Below are 15,680 nucleotides of genomic sequence, written 5' to 3'. Positions count from 1 at the left end.
TTTCTTTTCCAGTTTCCGTTTTGCTTGAAAATGCTCTAAAGGCTGCGGCAAGAACGCCGGCTTGGCCCGCGCTGCAATTTCCGAAAGATTTTTTATGGCTGGCATAGAACATATCAAGGTTGAACCCGACGAAGCAGGCATGCGGCTCGATCGCTGGTTCAAGGTGCATTTTCCCGGGCTCGGTTTCGGTCCGCTGCAGAAGCTTTTGCGCTCCGGCCAGGTGCGCGTCGACGGCGGCCGTGTCAAATCGGATGCGCGCGTGCAGCCCGGCCAGACGGTGCGGGTTCCGCCGCTGGATGTCGATGCGAAGAAGTCAGGACCGATCGCCGGCAAGGATCTCAAGCATTCCTCCGATTTCGAACTTCTGTCGCGTATGGTGCTGCATGAGGACGACAAGGTGATCGTGCTCAACAAGCCGCCCGGTATTGCGGTGCAGGGCGGCTCCGGGGTGGCCCGGCATATCGACCAGATGCTCGAAGCCTGGACCAGCCCGAGGGGCGAGAAGCCGCGGCTGGTTCACCGCCTCGACCGCGATACGTCTGGTGTTCTGGTCATTGCCCGCACCCGCGGCGCGGCGCAAAAGCTGACGGCCGCCTTCCGCGAGCGTGACACCAAGAAGACCTATTGGGCGCTGGTCAAAGGCGTGCCGCGCAAGCACGAAGACAAGATCTCGACCTGGCTCGTCAAGGAGCCGACCGCCGATGGCGACCGCATGCGCATTGCAAGACACGGCGAAGACGGCGCCGACCATGCGATTTCCTTCTACCGCGTGCTGGAGACGGCGGCGCAGAATCTCGCATGGCTGGAGATGGAGCCCTATACCGGCCGGACCCACCAGTTGCGCGTCCATGCCCTGCATATCGGTCATCCGATCATCGGCGATCCGAAATATTTTGACGATGATCCGAATTGGGATTTTCCGGGGGGCGTCCAGAAGAAGCTGCATCTGCACGCGCGCCGCATCGACATCCCGCACCCCTCCGGCGGCCGCCTGCGCGTCAGCGCGCCGCTGCCATCGCATATGGTGCAGACCTGGAACCTGCTCGGTCTCGACCTTGCCGGCGCGGAAAGGGACAGCGAATGAAACTCGCCCTTTTCGATTGCGACGGCACGCTGGTCGACAGCGCCGGCCTGATCCATGAAACCATGCGTCGTACCTTCGAAAAGTTCGGCAAGCCGGAACCGCGATTTGAGGATACCAAGGCGATCATCGGCCTGTCGCTGGATATCGCGATTGCCCGCATGCAGGGCCGGCCGCATGTCGAGCAGGACGATATCGACATGACGGCGCATTATAAATCGCTGTTTTCGGTGGTGCGTCAGGATCTCGACTACAGGGAGCCGCTGTTTCCCGGCATTCGCGAGATGATCGACGCGATCACCGGGCGCGAGGATCTGCTGATCGGTGCAGTGACCGGAAAATCCAGGCGCGGGCTGAACCTCGTGATGGAGACGCACGGCTTCGACCGATATTTCACCGTTGCGCGCACGGCCGACGATTGCCCTTCCAAGCCGCACCCGGCCATGGTGACGGAATGCTGTGATGAAACCGGCATGAATGCCGCTGATGCCATTGTCATCGGCGATGCCATTTACGATATGCAAATGGCAAAGGCTGCCGGCGCCAAGGCGATCGGCGTTGCCTGGGGCTATGCCAGCGTGGATGAGCTGATCGCCAACGGCGCCGACGCGATCGCCTACCATCCAAACGAGATACTGCGCCATTTTTCCTGAGGTGAGCCCATGCGCGATCTGCTGAACGATCTTTCCGAAGGCCTGAGCCATCCCGATCCGATCCGCCGGGCGCAGATCCAGATGAAGAAGCCGCTGCCGAAGCGTTTCTACACCGACGTCTCGGTTGCCGAGCACGAGGGCGGCTTTGCGATCACTCTCGACGGCAAGATGGTGCGCACCCCGGCACGGCTGGTTCTCGCCGTTCCCACGCAGGCGCTGGCGCAGCTTGTCGCTGCCGAATGGCAGGCGCAGGGCGAAGAGATCGATCCCATGACGATGCCCATGACGCGGCTCGTCAATACCGCGCTCGACGGGATTACCGGCAACACGCAGGCGATCCTTGACGATATCCTGCGCTTTTCCTCGAGCGACCTTATCTGCTACCGCGCCGATGGGCCGGAATTGCTGGTCGCGCGCCAGGCCGAACGTTGGGACCCGGTGGTCGATTGGGCCGCGAACGATCTCGGCGCCCGCTTCATCCTCGTCGAAGGCGTGATGCCGCGTGAGCAGCCGCGCGAGGCGACCGCCGCCTTCGCCGTCACGCTCGCCAGATATGACGACCCGATCGCGCTCGCAGCACTCCACACAGTCACCACGCTCACCGGTTCGGCGATCCTGGCGCTCGCCTTCGCCTGTGGCCAGGTGACGATGGAGGAGGCCTGGTCGCTTGCCCATCTCGACGAGGACTGGACGATCGAGCATTGGGGTAGCGACGAGGAAGCCGAGGAGCGGCGGGCCAAGCGCTTTGCCGACTTCAAGGCGGCGACGGATGTTTTTTTCGCCCTAAGCGCCTGAAACATATTGCTTTCCCGGGCATTATGACGAAATCTGCGACTCCAACGGGGTCGTGCGGGATTTTGCAATGAATTGGCTGAGGTCGTGTTTTTGCAGAGCCGCACTCGTCTGTGTCGCACTTACGGCCTGCGGCAGCCTCTCGGCGAAGAAGCCGGAGGCACCGGTCTATGATGTGCGCAGCGCCGTCGTCGTTTCCGGCCCGAACATGCCGGCCGAGCTGCTTGGCGGCATTAACGATCGCGTCAACGCCGCGATCAACGCCACGGTGCGCGACACCGTTCTGCCGCGGGTGGTGCTGACCATCCGCGTGGTGTCCATCGAGAAAAGCCTAGGCTTCCAGAAGGACCGCAACGTCGCCAAGATCAGTATCGACGCGGCCTCGGTCGAGGACGGATCGGTCATCGCCGTCAGCGCCTTCGACGTGACCAGCATCGCCGCTGACCCCAAGCTCGCCGACGAGATCCTGGCCGAGGACGTCGCAGCCAGGATACGCTCGGTTTTCTCACTCAGCGGGCGTGGGCGCTAAAGCATATCGCGCGAAAGTGTGCAGCAGTTTTGCGATCACGACTGCGGAAAACAAAGGCGAGGGAGATCGCATGAAGGACATTCTCGAAGAACTGGAACGGCGCCGCGGCGTCGCCCGCCTCGGCGGCGGTCAGGCGCGCATCGACGCCCAGCACAAGCGTGGCAAGCTGACGGCGCGCGAGCGCATCGACCTCTTCCTCGACGAAGGCTCTTTCGAGGAGTTCGACATGTTCGTCGAACATCGCTCCACCGATTTCGGCATGGACAAGAGCCGTGTTGCCGGCGACGGCGTCGTCACCGGCTGGGGTACCGTCAACGGCCGCACGGTGTTCGTCTTCGCCAAGGACTTCACCGTCTTCGGCGGCTCGCTTTCGGAAGCGCATGCCGAGAAGATCATGAAGGTGCAGGACATGGCGCTGAAGAACCGCGCGCCGATCGTCGGCATCTATGATGCAGGCGGCGCCCGCATCCAGGAGGGCGTGGCGGCACTTGGCGGTTATGCCGAAGTATTCCAGCGCAATGTGCTTGCCTCCGGCGTCATCCCGCAGATCTCCGTGATCATGGGTCCCTGTGCCGGCGGCGACGTCTATTCGCCGGCGATGACCGATTTCATCTTCATGGTGCGTGATACCTCCTACATGTTCGTCACCGGGCCCGACGTGGTGAAAACCGTCACCAACGAGACGGTGACGGCGGAAGAACTCGGCGGCGCCGTCGTCCACACGGTGCGCTCTTCGATTGCTGACGGCGCCTATGAGAATGATGTCGAGACGCTGCTGCAGGTGCGCCGGCTGATCGATTTCCTGCCGCTTTCGAACACCGCGCCGCTGCCTGAGATCGAATGTTACCAGTCGGTGACAGAGGTCGATATGTCGCTCGATACGCTGGTGCCGGCCAGCGCCAACAAGCCATACGATATCAAGGAGTTGATCCGGAAGGTGGCGGACGAGGGGGATTTCTTCGAAATCCAGGCAAAATTCGCCGGCAATATCGTCTGTGGCTTCGGCCGCGTCGAAGGCTCCACTGTTGGTTTTGTCGCCAACCAGCCGATGGTGCTGGCCGGTGTGCTCGACAGCGACGCGTCGCGCAAGGCGGCACGTTTTGTGCGCTTCTGCGACTGCTTCAACATTCCGATCGTCACCTTCGTCGACGTGCCGGGCTTCCTGCCGGGTACGGCGCAGGAGTATGGCGGCCTCATCAAGCATGGCGCCAAGCTGCTATTCGCCTATGCGGAGGCGACGGTGCCGAAGCTCACCGTCATCACCCGCAAGGCCTTCGGTGGCGCCTATGACGTGATGGCCTCGAAGCATCTGCGCGGCGACCTCAACTACGCCTGGCCAACGGCGCAGATCGCGGTGATGGGCGCCAAGGGCGCCGTCGAGATCATCTTCCGCAAGGATATCGCCGATCCGGAAAAGATCGCCGCCCACACGAAAATGTACGAGGATCGCTTCCTCTCACCCTTCGTCGCGGCGGAGCGTGGTTATGTCGACGAGGTGATCATGCCGCATTCGACCCGCCGACGGCTGGCGCGCGGCCTGAAGATGCTGCGCAACAAGGATCTCGCCAATCCGTGGAAGAAACACGACAACATTCCGCTCTGAGATTTGGCCGATGAATAAAATCGTCCGGTCAGGTGTTTAGCTGCTGTCGAAAATGTGAACGGTTGTCAGCGATCCGTGTGTTCAATCCTAACCGGCGACAGGCTAACGCTCGCCGGTATTCTTTTAATGGAGAGGTTTTATGTCAAGTTTCGAGCGTCTTTCTGCTTACCGCCCCTATGGGCTGGCCGCTCTCAGGATCATCACCGCGCTGCTGTTCATCGAACACGGCACAATGAAGCTTTTCGGCTTCCCGGCTTCACAGATGTCCGGCTCGCTGCCGCCGCTGATGCTTTTCGCTGCGTTTCTTGAGCTTGTCGGCGGCATCCTCATTCTCGTCGGCCTGCTGACGCGCCCCGTCGCTTTCCTGCTCGCCGGTGAGATGGCGGTCGCCTATTTCATGGCGCATGCCCCGAACAGCTTCTTCCCGGCCGTCAACCAGGGCGACGCCGCGATCCTGTTCTGCTTCGTCTTCCTCTATCTGTTCTTCTCCGGTCCCGGCGCATTCTCCGTCGATAACCGCAAGGCAGCATAATTCGATAGGCCGAGGGGCCTCAGTGATGCCCCTCGGCTCGATATCAGGTCAGGCTGTGAGCTTGAGTCCGGCGATGCCGCCGACGATCAGCACGATGCAGGCAAGTCGGGAGACACTTGCCTCATCGCCAAGCAGCCAGATGCCGAGGAGCACGGTGCCGACCGTGCCGATGCCGGTCCAGACCGCATAGGCGGTGCCGATCGGTAGGTGCTTCACCGCCAGGCCGAGCAGCACGATGCTGACCACCATGGATATGACAGTCAATGCGGTCGGAAGCGGCCGTGTGAAACCATCGGTGTATTTAAGGCCGATCGCCCAGCCACATTCAAAAAGACCGGCGAGAAAAAGCAGAAACCAGGCCATACGACTCTCCTTGTTCAAGAGCGAGGCCGTCCCCGCGACGTTGCATCCTCAGGACGCCGCAGTCGTCTGCGATAATCCCTATATGCGTGTGGGAACGGTTGTGTTCAAGGTAGGAATCCGCATGGCCGCTATGCCACCCGTTTCATGCGGGTTTGAGGGTGGAATTACGAGTTCCCACCAGCCTCGGCAGAAAGGCTCTTGGCGCGGCGGCAGAGGCGATCGAAGGTTTCGAGGAAGCGTGAACGGTCCTTGGGGCTGAAGGCGGCATTGTAGCCCTTGCTCTCGCCGGTTTCGCGCAAATGCGCGCCAAGATCACGCATGGCGCTCGCCATGCCGATATTGGTCTCGTCGAAGACGCGTCCGGTCGGGCCGCTGACAAAGGCGCCGGTGGCGACACAGCGCACGGCGAGCGGTACATCGGCGGTGACGACGACGTCGCCCGCGCCAGCGCGTTCGGCAATCCAATTGTCAGCGGCGTCGAAGGCGTTGGAGACGATGACATTGTGGATCATCGGATCACGCGACGGGCGCAGGCCCGAATTGGCAACGAAGGTGACTTCGAGACCGTGGCGTTCGGCGACCTTCAGCACTTCCGGCTTCACCGGGCAGGCATCGGCATCGACATAGATCATGACAATATCCTTGACGGCTGGATGGCCAGCTGGCGGACCATATCGATATGGGGAATGCCGTCTTCCAGATATTCCGCCGACGTCACGATGAAACCGAAGGATTCGTAGAAGCGGCGCAAATGGGCCTGCGCCGACAAGGCAATGGGGTGTGCCGGATAAAGCCGCTCGCAAGCGGAGATCGCCTCGCTCATCAATGCATCGCCGAGGCGCTTGCCGCGATGGGCCGGCGAGACGACGACGCGGCCGATTTTTGACGGATCATGCGGCTCGCGCGGTGTCAGGATCCGCGCCGCAGCCAGGAGTTCGCCGCTCTCCAGCAACCGCAGATGCAGGGCATCGATATCCTTGCCATCGAGTTCCGGATAGGCACAGTTCTGCTCGACGACGAAGACATCGACGCGCATTTTCAAAAGGTCGTAGAGCTCCCGCGCAAGCAGCTCATCGAAGGTCTTGAGGTCGGCCGTGTAGGTCGTCGAAGCCATCAATATAGCACCACGCCGCGAATGCTCTTGCCCGAATGCATCAGCTCGAAGCCCTTGTTGATGTCGTCGAGCGGCATGGTGTGGGTGATCATCGGATCGATCTGGATCTTGCCCTGCATGTACCAGTCGACGATCTTCGGCACGTCGGTGCGTCCGCGTGCGCCGCCAAAGGCAGTGCCCATCCAGTTGCGGCCGGTGACCAGTTGGAACGGGCGGGTGGAGATCTCCTGGCCGGCGCCGGCAACGCCGATGATGATCGACTTGCCCCAGCCGCGATGGCTGGCCTCGAGCGCCTGGCGCATCACCTTGGTGTTGCCGGTGCAGTCGAACGTATAGTCGGCGCCGCCGATCAGGTCGCCATTGCGCTTCGTCAGGTTGACGAGATAGGGCACGATGTCATCGCCGACCTCCTTCGGATTGACGAAATGCGTCATGCCGAACTTTTCGCCCCATGCCTTGCGGTCATTGTTGATGTCGACGCCGATGATCATGTCGGCGCCGGCCAGCCTCAGGCCCTGCAGCACGTTGAGGCCGATGCCGCCGAGACCGAAGACGATGGCGGTCGAACCGATCTCGACCTTGGCGGTGTTGATCACCGCACCGATGCCGGTCGTCACACCGCAGCCGATATAGCAGATCTTATCGAAGGGGGCGTCGGGATTGACCTTGGCCAGCGCAATCTCCGGCAGCACGGTGAAATTGGCAAAGGTCGAGCAGCCCATATAGTGATGGATCTTGTCCTTGCCGATCGAAAAGCGCGAGGTGCCGTCGGGCATCACACCCTGGCCCTGGGTCGAGCGGATGGCGGTGCAGAGATTGGTCTTGCGCGACAGGCAGGAATAACACTCGCGGCATTCCGGCGTGTAGAGCGGGATGACGTGGTCGCCCTTCTTGACCGAGGTGACGCCGGGGCCGACATCGACGACGATGCCGGCACCCTCATGGCCGAGGATGGCCGGGAACAGGCCTTCCGGATCGGCGCCAGACAGGGTGAAGTCGTCGGTGTGGCAGATGCCGGTCGCCTTGACCTCGACCAGCACTTCGCCGGCCTTCGGGCCGTCCAGCTGCACGGTCATCACTTCGAGCGGTTTTCCGGCCTGAACGGCAACGGCGGCGCGAACGTCCATCTTCACAATCTCCCTGGCAATTTATTGGCTCCCTGGCAATTTATTGGGGCGACCTTGGCACGGTCGGCGAGCCGCGCTCAAGCGAAAACGGCCGCCGGCCTTTTCCGCTCAGGCGAATTCCATGATCACCGCATCGACGGCCAGGCTTTCGCCGGCCGCGGCATTGATCTTCGAGACGACGAGATCGCGGTCGGCGCGCAGCACGTTTTCCATCTTCATCGCCTCGACGATCGCAAGCGTCTCGCCGGCTTTGACCTCCTGGCCCTCGGCAACCGCGATGGAAACGACGAGGCCGGGCATCGGGCAGAGCAGCAGTTTGGAGGTATCGGGCGGCAGCTTCACCGGCATCAGCCTATCAAGCTCGGCATGACGCGGGGAAAAGACTTTGGCCGTCACCGAAAGCCCCTGCCAGTCGAGACGCAACCCGTTGAGGACCGGGCGGACCTGCGCGGTGATATCGCGGCCGCCGACCTTGCCCCTCCAGACCGGATCGCCCGGTCTCCAATCGGTGACAACGCTCATGCTCTCGCCGTCAATCGCCCCCTCGATTTCCATGTCCATATCGAAGGGAATGGTGACGAGGCCATCGAGCAATCTTGCGGCGACGTAGTTGTCACCGATCTTGATCACCCAGTGCTCGGCCAGCGCGCCCGATGCGGCACGCAGGCGATCGGCGAAATGCTCGCGCCGGCTCGTTTCGATCAGGCGGGCGGAAAGTGCGATGGCGGCAAGCATCGCCTCTTCCGTGCGGTCCGGTTTCATCGGCGCGAAACCGTCGGGATATTCCTCGGCGATAAAGCCGGTGGACAGCCGGCCCTCGCGCCAACGCGGATGTTTCATCAGCGCCGACAGGAAGGGGACGTTGTGCTCGATCCCGTCGACGACGAAACCGTCGAGCGCCTGGCCCATGGCCTCGATCGCTTCGCTGCGCGTCGGTGCCCAGGTGCAGAGCTTGGCGATCATCGGATCGTAGTACATCGAGATCTCGGCGCCTTCGAAGACGCCGGTATCGTTGCGGACCACGACATTGCCGCTGCGGCCTTCCACCGGCGGGCGGTAGCGCGTCAGGCGGCCGATCGAGGGCAGGAAGTTGCGATAGGGGTCTTCGGCATAGAGCCGGCTTTCGATCGCCCAGCCGTCGAGCCTGATGTCTTCCTGGGTGAGGGGAAGCGGCTCTCCCGCTGCGACACGGATCATCTGCTCGACGAGATCGATGCCGGTGACGAGTTCAGTCACGGGATGTTCGACCTGCAGGCGGGTGTTCATTTCGAGGAAATAGAAATTACGGTCGCGGTCGACGATGAATTCGACGGTGCCGGCGCTCTGGTAATCGACCGCTCTCGCCAAGGCCACCGATTGTTCGCCCATCGCCTTGCGGGTTTTCTCGTCGAGGAAGGGCGAGGGCGCCTCTTCCGCCACTTTCTGGTTCCGCCGCTGGATCGAGCATTCGCGCTCGCCGAGATAGACGACGTTGCCATGCGCATCGGCCAGCACCTGGATCTCGATGTGGCGCGGCTCGACGATGAATTTTTCGATGAAGATGCGGTCGTCGCCGAAGGAGCTCTTCGCCTCCGAGCGGGCGCGCTCGAAGCCGTCGCCCACCTCGGACTCATTCCAGGCAATGCGCATGCCCTTGCCGCCGCCGCCGGCCGATGCCTTGATCATGACGGGATAACCGATCCCGCCCGCTATCACCTCCGCATGGGCGGCATCCTCGATAACGCCGAGATGGCCGGGCACGGTGGACACGCCGGCGGCATTGGCGAATTTCTTCGATTCGATCTTGTCGCCCATCGCCATGATCGCCTTCGGCTTCGGGCCGATGAAGACGATGCCCTGCTTTTCCAGTTCGGCGCAGAAGGAGGCGCGCTCGGACAGGAAGCCGTAGCCCGGATGCACCGCCTCGGCGCCGGTTGCCTTGCAGGCAGCGATGATCTTTTCAGCAACCAGATAGCTCTCGGAGGCTGCGGCCGGGCCGATATGCACGGCCTCGTCGGCCATCTCGACATGCAGTGCGTCCCGATCCGCATCCGAATAGACCGCAACGGTCAAAATACCCATGCGGCGCGCGGTCTTGATCACGCGGCAGGCGATTTCGCCGCGATTCGCGATCAGGATTTTCTTGAACATCGAGACTCCACCCAGAAATGCGTTCCGGAGTTTTACGCATAAAACACCGGAACGCACAATCAGGCTTGAGGAGTGGCAGGCTTGAGCAGTGTCAGGCAACAGCTGCCTGCGAGACAGGTTCCTCGTCGACGATGCGCAGCCAGCGGCTGCGCCGCGGCTCGGCATAGTCGCGCAGCTGGACGGCGGCCATGATGCCGGCCCAGTGCGGATGATTGGCGCCGGGCAGCGTCGCCTGCTCGATCTGCTGGAGCACGCCGTATTCGACCGACGAGACGGGAATGACATCGCCTTCGGCGACGCTTCTGAAGATACGCATGGCGAAATCGACGTCCTGGCGGGTAATGCCCCGGCGATCGACGGCACGCGACAGCTTGTAGCCGCCGATATTGTCGGTGATCGCCACACGGAGCTGGTCGAGGGCGAGCGCTCTCAACTCACCCGGGACATCGGTCGAAATCTCCATGATGTGGAGAATGAGCTCGAGTTCCAGCGCCGAGTTGACGACGCCGTCGGTCGTGAACATGCGCATGATCCAGGCGACGTTGATCTCATCAAGCGAGCCTTGCGGATAGGTGTAATGGACGATGAAACCGGCGAGCTGCTCGACGAAGAAAGCGTTCCAGGCAGCGCATTTTTCAGGGCAGGAATTGTTGAGCGCCAACATTGCCACGACATCGTCGGATGTCCGGATACCCTCCGGAAAAGCATGTTTGCGCAATAGCAGTATATCTTCGGCCGTCAGCCGATGCTTGCCGGCCACGACACAGGCCGGAAAAGCGAGACGAAATTCGCTCATGTTTTAGCTCCAGGCTTCATCATGAAGCCGGAGACAGTTTTAGCGCCTGCGAATTGACGATCCCTCAAGAAGAGGAGTTAACCCGATATTCCCGGGGTGAGGAAGATTTTAACGATTGCGCTTGCAGCCGCTCGCGCCAGATGATGAAGAGACCTGATGCGACGATGATGAAGATGCCGATCCATTTGGAAAAGCTGGGGAAATCATTGAACAGCGCATAACCGAGAACGGTCGCCGAGATGATCTCGAAGTATTGGAACGGTGCAAGCAGCGACAGTGGTGCAAGGCGGAAAGCCCGGACGATGAGCATATGCGCATATCCCGAGATCGAGCCGAGGGCGAGAAGCAGGGCAAGACCGAGACCTGAGGCGGGCAGAGAGACGGCAAAATCGACATTGCCGGAACTGCTTCCGACGAGAAGGGCCACTGCCATGAAAGCCGTTCCGCCGATGCCGGCCATCGTCTGCATGGTCAGCGGCGAATCGGCCTCACCGATGGCGCGGTTGAGGAACAGATAGAGCGAGAACAGAAAAGCGCAGGCGACCGGCAGCAGCGCCTTCAGGCCGAAAATCTCGTAACTCGGCTGGATGACGATCATCGCGCCGCCGAAACCGACGACGATCGCCATCCAGCGCCGCCAGCCGACCTTGTCCCCGAGGAACAGCGCCGACATGGCCGTCAGCATGAAGGGTTCGACGAAATAGATGGCGAAGACATCGGCAAGCGGCATGTATTTGACGGCGACGAAGAAAAGCAGGCTCGCGCCACCGTGCAGCACGCCGCGCAGCAGGTTCATCCACGGCCGTTTTGCCGAAAGCGCCTTCAGCCCAAAAAGGGCGAAAAGAATCGGCAGGGTGCAGGCGATCTGGAAGAAGAATCGGTAAAAGGTCACCTGACCGGGTGACATCGCCTCGAAGGTCGCCATGTATTTGGCGATCGCATCCATGATCGGCAGGATCAGCATGGCGCCGGACATGATCGCCATGCCCTGCAGGGAATTTTGATGGGCTGGATGCTCTGTCATGGCGGCCGATTCTTGGCGTAAATGACGCCATCAACCATGAGACGGCCGGTCGATCAAGCCGAGCAACCGCAAATAGCTTCGAGGTGAAATCGAAATCGTCGCTTAGAAAGCGTTTCCCCGAAGGGAGATGGTGCGGTCGAGAAGACTCGAACTTCCACGGGTTGCCCCACAGCGACCTCAACGCTGCGCGTCTACCAATTCCGCCACGACCGCATCGTGGTAGGTGCCGATTTGCGTCGGCGGGGCAGCATGTAGCAAAAGCATTTGGGGTGCACAAGGGCGATATGACAGTTTTTTTCAAAACCGGTCACAGCATTTGAATTGGCCCCGAAACGGGTCCATATAGCTGTCCTGCCGCCCCCTTTTGTCAGGCATTTCGGGGAGAGCGGCAAGGAATGGCTATGCTTCGCACCGATCTCGAATTCTCCATGCTCCCGAATCTAGGCACCCGCCCAGTGCGTTGGCGCATCGCCGATGGCCTCGTTCCCTATGAGGAGGCCGTGGAGACGATGGAGCGCGAGGTAGCAGCGATATCCGATGGCGGTGATGAGCTCGTCTGGCTCGTCGAACATCCGCCGCTCTATACCGCCGGCACCAGCGCCAATGCCAGGGATCTCGTCCAGCCGGACCGTTTTCCGGTCTTTGCGACGGGGCGCGGCGGAGAATATACCTATCATGGGCCTGGTCAGCGCGTCGCCTATGTGATGCTCGACCTGAAGCGCAGGCGCCAGGACGTGCGCGCCTTTGTCGCCGCGCTTGAAGATGTCGTCATCCGCACGCTCGACATGATGAATGTGCGGGGTGAACGACGTGAAGATCGCGTCGGCGTCTGGGTGCGCCGGCCGGAAAAGCCATTGCTTGCCGATGGGACGATGGCAGAAGACAAGATCGCCGCCCTCGGCATAAGGCTGCGGAAATGGGTGACGTTCCATGGATTGTCGCTCAACGTCGATCCCGATCTCGATCATTTCGGCGGCATCGTGCCCTGCGGCATCTCAGCCTATGGCGTCACCAGCCTCGTCGATCTTGGCTTGCTGGTGATGATGGCTGATGTCGATATTCGGCTACGCACCGCCTTCGAGGCGGTTTTCGGCGAAACAATCAGCGAAAACTGACCGGTCCCGACGGCAATTGGCCTCTCACCGCCGCTAGATGCTGCGGTGAGAATCGGCAGGAAGAACCTCCGCACCAGCAGGTAAGAGCGAAAGCCTTAACCTATTATTAGCGCTGGCGCATGTATACGACACGACAATCTCGTGATGCGGAAGAGTTGCAAATAATGAAAAAACAGGCAGCGGCAAGCTGGTCATTCTTCGACGTGTATTTCATTCTCGACATTCTCGAGAAAGTTCTCATCGGCTATTTCTTCGTTGCGATCGTCATGCGTATGCTGCCGCAGATGCAGGACAACAGGGCAATCATCGACGGCCTGCTGCTGGTCTCCGAGGCGGCCGCCGCCTTTCTGATCCTGACGCGCCGGCCGACGAGAAATGCGTCGCTGCGCCTGTTTGACTGGATGGTCACCGCCATCGGCACGCTCTTCCCGTTGCTCGTCTCACCGTCCGCGACAGAGCCGCTTGCGCCGCTCGCACTCTGCGGCACGGTGATGGCACTCGGTTTCGTGCTGCAGATATCGGCAAAGCTGTCATTGCGGCGAAGCTTCGGCCTGGTGCCGGCCAATCGCGGTGTCAAGATCGGCGGACCCTACAAGCTTGTCCGCCATCCGATGTATGCGGGTTATCTGATGACACATATCGGCTTCTTCATGGCTCACCCGAGCCTTTGGAATTTTTCCATCTATGCAACGGCGCTTGCCGCACAATGTTTGCGCCTGTTGGCGGAGGAGCGTCTGCTCCAGCAGGATCCTGCCTACACGGCCTTCATGGCCACGACACGCTACCGGCTGGTTCCATTCGTTTTCTAGAGCGTGTCGCGATTTTTCGGATTCGCTTGTCACGCTTTAGGTCTTGTTTTCACGCATGTCTTTATCGCAAGGCCGCGGCACACTTTACGAGACAGTTTCTAAGACGAAAAAGAGCGGAATGAAAAAGAGAAGGGCCGGAAACCGGCCCTTTCTTTTATTCGGTCAATTTATTGGATCAGTGCGTCGCACGGCACGCGTCGGTGCGGGAGGCACCGCTGTCGGCACCCTTGGTGTGGGAGCCGCTCGGGCCAACCATGGAGTGACATGGGGGCAGGGCGTTGATGCTCGCCGTTGCGGTCTTGTCGACGGCAGGGGCCGCCATCGCGCTCGGGGCGAAGCCGTCGCTGTCATTGGTATAATCGCTGGAATAGGCCGGGGCCTTGTGGTTGGTGTAGTGGAGCGGGGCCGGCTTCGACATCGGGCTCGGTGAAAAGCCGTCGCTATCGTTGGTATAGTCGTCGGAATATGTCGGCTGGGCGAAGGCAGCGCCTGCAAGGCTGACGGCGAACAGTGACGCGGCAAGGGCAAATTTGATGCGCATGGGTCTATCTCCTCAATCTGCTGTTGAATTTCACAAACGTAAACTAACCCTCGGCACCCACGAGTTCGCGCCCCAATTCAGGCAATTTTGTGATAAGTTGGCGGCATGGCCGCGACCTTTTGTCCAAATGAAATCACAGTGTTGTCAACGAAATTGACGTTCTTGTTACAGGAGCCGCCTACGCAAAAGAGCTAAGTGCGGCATTCCAAAAAAACATATTACGATGCAATCTGAAATTGTTAACTTTTGGTAATGTTGGCCGACTAAAATTTTGATTGGTGGCCGGGAGGCATTAATGCCTCCCGCATCACTTCCATATTGGTGCGCGATCAGTCCTCGTTCGGGATATGCGCGTCGACACCGGTCAGCTGCAGTTTGTTGCGGACATGGCGGACGCCATCGACTGAAAGCGCACTGAGCTCGACCTTACGGGCGATGCCGATCGTCTCCACCGAACCTTCCAGGGTGATGACGTGCCCGTCGGCATGAACTTCGATGCTGTCCATGTCGACATCGGGGATGGATTCCAGATGATCGTTCACCCGTGCTTCGAGGTCGTCGCTTTCATCGCGGTCGATGGTATCGGCGCGCAGCGAATCCTTCAGGCGGTTCTCGTTGCCGTCTGCATCCGTGCCGTCGATCCGGAAGCCCTTGTTGGGGTCGCTGTCGAAATTTGCCGCGGTCTCGCCATAGGGGCGGTTCGCCGGGTCGGCGCCGGTGCCGTCGGCATAGGGCCAGCCGTCGTCGAGATTGCGTTCCTCGAGGTCGCGATAATCTTCTTCCCGGGAAAGCTCAGGCTTCTCCCTGGAAAACTGGGTCTTGTCACCGATCCTTGCCATTGCGGTCGCTCCTTTTTTCGCTGAGGGGTTTCTCTGCGGGAAACGCCGGCAGTGGCGAATGGTTCGGTGCGGGAGCCGATTTGTCAGGCTTGATTGTCAGTCTTGATTGTGGGCCCTGATTGTCAGATTGACGCTTTCTCCCATTTTTTCACGAGACGGTCGCGTTTCAGCCGTGAGAGGCGCTGCAGCCAGAAAATGCCGTCAAGCTGGTCGACCTCGTGCTGGATGCAGATGGCGTGGAAATCTTCGGCTGCCTCCTCGTGTACGATGCCCTCGGCATTCTGGTAACGGAAGCGGATTGCGCGCGGGCGCGTGACCTCTTCAGTGGCGCCGGGCATGGAGACGCTGCCTTCGGCATGGCGCATCGTCTCGTTCGAGAACCAGGTGATCTCCGGGTTGACATAGAGGCGCACGCCGTCCGTCTCGTCGAGCTCCAGCACCGTAACCCGGCTGAAGACGCCGATATGGGCGGCGGTGATGCCGACGCCAGGCGCCGCCCGCATCGTTGCCAGCAGGTCGTCGACAAGCTCGGCGAGCGACGAATCGAAGGCTGTCACCGGCGCGCAGACGATCTTCAGACCAGGATGCGGATAGCGCAGAATCGGACGGATGGGCATAGGGCGGGCTTTCTT

18 protein-coding genes and 1 tRNA gene are annotated in these 15,680 nt (G+C 60.8%); 8 read left to right on the top strand and 11 right to left on the bottom strand.

Annotation, left to right across the window (positions count from 1 at the left end):
• The first annotated feature begins 94 nt into the window (after positions 1 to 94).
• From RCCGE510_RS08990 to RCCGE510_RS08965, 6 genes are all read left to right on the top strand, one after another.
• On the top strand, positions 95 to 1,084 hold the full coding sequence (locus RCCGE510_RS08990; protein ID WP_007629204.1) for an RluA family pseudouridine synthase: 990 nt from the start codon (positions 95 to 97) through the stop codon (positions 1,082 to 1,084).
• The gene (locus RCCGE510_RS08985; RefSeq protein ID WP_007629203.1) at positions 1,081 to 1,734 is read left to right on the top strand and encodes an HAD-IA family hydrolase; all 654 of its coding nucleotides are present in this window, start codon (positions 1,081 to 1,083) and stop codon (positions 1,732 to 1,734) included. Before RCCGE510_RS08990 ends, RCCGE510_RS08985 begins: the two co-directional genes overlap by 4 nt.
• Before the next feature lie 9 nt (positions 1,735 to 1,743).
• Positions 1,744 to 2,529: an ATP12 family chaperone protein gene (locus RCCGE510_RS08980; protein ID WP_007629202.1), complete on the top strand. Its 786-nt coding sequence runs from the start codon at positions 1,744 to 1,746 to the stop codon at positions 2,527 to 2,529.
• Positions 2,530 to 2,596: 67 nt separating this feature from the next.
• Positions 2,597 to 3,055 carry a hypothetical protein gene (locus RCCGE510_RS08975; protein WP_007629201.1) on the top strand — a complete coding sequence of 153 codons (459 nt, stop codon included), beginning with the start codon at positions 2,597 to 2,599 and terminating at the stop codon, positions 3,053 to 3,055.
• Positions 3,056 to 3,125: 70 nt separating this feature from the next.
• Positions 3,126 to 4,658, top strand: a complete 1,533-nt coding sequence (locus RCCGE510_RS08970; RefSeq protein WP_007629200.1) for an acyl-CoA carboxylase subunit beta — start codon at positions 3,126 to 3,128, stop codon at positions 4,656 to 4,658.
• A 139-nt stretch (positions 4,659 to 4,797) separates the two neighbouring features.
• Positions 4,798 to 5,190, top strand: a complete 393-nt coding sequence (locus RCCGE510_RS08965; RefSeq protein WP_007629199.1) for a DoxX family protein — start codon at positions 4,798 to 4,800, stop codon at positions 5,188 to 5,190.
• 48 nt (positions 5,191 to 5,238) lie between these two features.
• On the opposite strand, the gene sugE is transcribed toward RCCGE510_RS08965, so the two are convergent.
• From sugE to RCCGE510_RS08925, 8 genes are all read right to left on the bottom strand, one after another.
• Complete coding sequence (gene sugE, locus RCCGE510_RS08960) at positions 5,239 to 5,553, bottom strand: quaternary ammonium compound efflux SMR transporter SugE (protein ID WP_007629198.1); 315 nt, start codon at positions 5,551 to 5,553, stop codon at positions 5,239 to 5,241.
• Positions 5,554 to 5,717: 164 nt separating this feature from the next.
• The gene (locus RCCGE510_RS08955) at positions 5,718 to 6,185 is read right to left on the bottom strand and encodes a YaiI/YqxD family protein (protein ID WP_007629197.1); all 468 of its coding nucleotides are present in this window, start codon (positions 6,183 to 6,185) and stop codon (positions 5,718 to 5,720) included.
• Positions 6,182 to 6,667: a GNAT family N-acetyltransferase gene (locus RCCGE510_RS08950; protein ID WP_007629196.1), complete on the bottom strand. Its 486-nt coding sequence runs from the start codon at positions 6,665 to 6,667 to the stop codon at positions 6,182 to 6,184. The genes RCCGE510_RS08955 and RCCGE510_RS08950 overlap by 4 nt, the downstream gene beginning before the upstream one ends.
• Positions 6,667 to 7,794 (bottom strand): S-(hydroxymethyl)glutathione dehydrogenase/class III alcohol dehydrogenase, encoded by a 1,128-nt coding sequence (locus RCCGE510_RS08945; protein ID WP_007629195.1) that lies wholly within the window; start codon positions 7,792 to 7,794, stop codon positions 6,667 to 6,669. The genes RCCGE510_RS08950 and RCCGE510_RS08945 overlap by 1 nt, the downstream gene beginning before the upstream one ends.
• A gap of 108 nt (positions 7,795 to 7,902) precedes the next feature.
• Positions 7,903 to 9,924 carry an acetyl/propionyl/methylcrotonyl-CoA carboxylase subunit alpha gene (locus tag RCCGE510_RS08940; RefSeq protein ID WP_007629193.1) on the bottom strand — a complete coding sequence of 674 codons (2,022 nt, stop codon included), beginning with the start codon at positions 9,922 to 9,924 and terminating at the stop codon, positions 7,903 to 7,905.
• Between the two features lie 91 nt (positions 9,925 to 10,015).
• Positions 10,016 to 10,720 carry a hypothetical protein gene (locus RCCGE510_RS08935; RefSeq protein WP_007629192.1) on the bottom strand — a complete coding sequence of 235 codons (705 nt, stop codon included), beginning with the start codon at positions 10,718 to 10,720 and terminating at the stop codon, positions 10,016 to 10,018.
• A gap of 64 nt (positions 10,721 to 10,784) precedes the next feature.
• A complete protein-coding gene (locus tag RCCGE510_RS08930; protein ID WP_007629191.1) occupies positions 10,785 to 11,744 on the bottom strand; it encodes a DMT family transporter in 960 nt (319 codons plus the stop codon).
• A 128-nt stretch (positions 11,745 to 11,872) separates the two neighbouring features.
• A tRNA-Leu gene (locus RCCGE510_RS08925) sits at positions 11,873 to 11,957 on the bottom strand.
• A gap of 182 nt (positions 11,958 to 12,139) precedes the next feature.
• Between RCCGE510_RS08925 and lipB the strand changes: the two genes are divergently transcribed.
• Both lipB and RCCGE510_RS08915 read left to right on the top strand, forming a co-directional pair.
• Positions 12,140 to 12,859: a lipoyl(octanoyl) transferase LipB gene (gene lipB, locus RCCGE510_RS08920; RefSeq protein ID WP_037078197.1), complete on the top strand. Its 720-nt coding sequence runs from the start codon at positions 12,140 to 12,142 to the stop codon at positions 12,857 to 12,859.
• Between the two features lie 164 nt (positions 12,860 to 13,023).
• Positions 13,024 to 13,668: a methyltransferase gene (locus RCCGE510_RS08915; protein ID WP_007629189.1), complete on the top strand. Its 645-nt coding sequence runs from the start codon at positions 13,024 to 13,026 to the stop codon at positions 13,666 to 13,668.
• 175 nt (positions 13,669 to 13,843) lie between these two features.
• On the opposite strand, the gene RCCGE510_RS08910 is transcribed toward RCCGE510_RS08915, so the two are convergent.
• The 3 genes from RCCGE510_RS08910 to RCCGE510_RS08900 form a co-directional block, all read right to left on the bottom strand.
• Positions 13,844 to 14,209 carry a hypothetical protein gene (locus tag RCCGE510_RS08910; RefSeq protein ID WP_007629188.1) on the bottom strand — a complete coding sequence of 122 codons (366 nt, stop codon included), beginning with the start codon at positions 14,207 to 14,209 and terminating at the stop codon, positions 13,844 to 13,846.
• A gap of 329 nt (positions 14,210 to 14,538) precedes the next feature.
• On the bottom strand, positions 14,539 to 15,048 hold the full coding sequence (locus tag RCCGE510_RS08905) for a BON domain-containing protein (RefSeq protein ID WP_007629187.1): 510 nt from the start codon (positions 15,046 to 15,048) through the stop codon (positions 14,539 to 14,541).
• Positions 15,049 to 15,170: 122 nt separating this feature from the next.
• Positions 15,171 to 15,665 carry a peptide deformylase gene (locus tag RCCGE510_RS08900; RefSeq protein ID WP_007629186.1) on the bottom strand — a complete coding sequence of 165 codons (495 nt, stop codon included), beginning with the start codon at positions 15,663 to 15,665 and terminating at the stop codon, positions 15,171 to 15,173.
• Positions 15,666 to 15,680: the final 15 nt, after the last annotated feature.

The sequence above is a fragment of the Rhizobium sp. CCGE 510 genome, assembly GCF_000292525.1.
In the GTDB taxonomy this organism is placed as follows: domain Bacteria; phylum Pseudomonadota; class Alphaproteobacteria; order Rhizobiales; family Rhizobiaceae; genus Rhizobium.
This window is presented reverse-complemented; position numbering and strand designations above follow the sequence as displayed.

Excerpts from the sequence above, each read along its gene's own strand:
- RCCGE510_RS08990 (WP_007629204.1), top strand. The coding sequence starts at position 95 with ATGGCTGGCATAGAACATATCAAGGTTGAACCCGACGAAGCAGGCATG.
- RCCGE510_RS08985 (WP_007629203.1), top strand. The coding sequence starts at position 1,081 with ATGAAACTCGCCCTTTTCGATTGCGACGGCACGCTGGTCGACAGCGCC.
- RCCGE510_RS08980 (WP_007629202.1), top strand. The coding sequence starts at position 1,744 with ATGCGCGATCTGCTGAACGATCTTTCCGAAGGCCTGAGCCATCCCGAT.
- RCCGE510_RS08975 (WP_007629201.1), top strand. The coding sequence starts at position 2,597 with ATGAATTGGCTGAGGTCGTGTTTTTGCAGAGCCGCACTCGTCTGTGTC.
- RCCGE510_RS08970 (WP_007629200.1), top strand. The coding sequence starts at position 3,126 with ATGAAGGACATTCTCGAAGAACTGGAACGGCGCCGCGGCGTCGCCCGC.
- RCCGE510_RS08965 (WP_007629199.1), top strand. The coding sequence starts at position 4,798 with ATGTCAAGTTTCGAGCGTCTTTCTGCTTACCGCCCCTATGGGCTGGCC.
- sugE (WP_007629198.1), bottom strand. The coding sequence starts at position 5,553 with ATGGCCTGGTTTCTGCTTTTTCTCGCCGGTCTTTTTGAATGTGGCTGG.
- RCCGE510_RS08955 (WP_007629197.1), bottom strand. The coding sequence starts at position 6,185 with ATGATCTATGTCGATGCCGATGCCTGCCCGGTGAAGCCGGAAGTGCTG.
- RCCGE510_RS08950 (WP_007629196.1), bottom strand. The coding sequence starts at position 6,667 with ATGGCTTCGACGACCTACACGGCCGACCTCAAGACCTTCGATGAGCTG.
- RCCGE510_RS08945 (WP_007629195.1), bottom strand. The coding sequence starts at position 7,794 with ATGGACGTTCGCGCCGCCGTTGCCGTTCAGGCCGGAAAACCGCTCGAA.
- RCCGE510_RS08940 (WP_007629193.1), bottom strand. The coding sequence starts at position 9,924 with ATGTTCAAGAAAATCCTGATCGCGAATCGCGGCGAAATCGCCTGCCGC.
- RCCGE510_RS08935 (WP_007629192.1), bottom strand. The coding sequence starts at position 10,720 with ATGAGCGAATTTCGTCTCGCTTTTCCGGCCTGTGTCGTGGCCGGCAAG.
- RCCGE510_RS08930 (WP_007629191.1), bottom strand. The coding sequence starts at position 11,744 with ATGACAGAGCATCCAGCCCATCAAAATTCCCTGCAGGGCATGGCGATC.
- lipB (WP_037078197.1), top strand. The coding sequence starts at position 12,140 with ATGGCTATGCTTCGCACCGATCTCGAATTCTCCATGCTCCCGAATCTA.
- RCCGE510_RS08915 (WP_007629189.1), top strand. The coding sequence starts at position 13,024 with ATGAAAAAACAGGCAGCGGCAAGCTGGTCATTCTTCGACGTGTATTTC.
- RCCGE510_RS08910 (WP_007629188.1), bottom strand. The coding sequence starts at position 14,209 with ATGCGCATCAAATTTGCCCTTGCCGCGTCACTGTTCGCCGTCAGCCTT.
- RCCGE510_RS08905 (WP_007629187.1), bottom strand. The coding sequence starts at position 15,048 with ATGGCAAGGATCGGTGACAAGACCCAGTTTTCCAGGGAGAAGCCTGAG.
- RCCGE510_RS08900 (WP_007629186.1), bottom strand. The coding sequence starts at position 15,665 with ATGCCCATCCGTCCGATTCTGCGCTATCCGCATCCTGGTCTGAAGATC.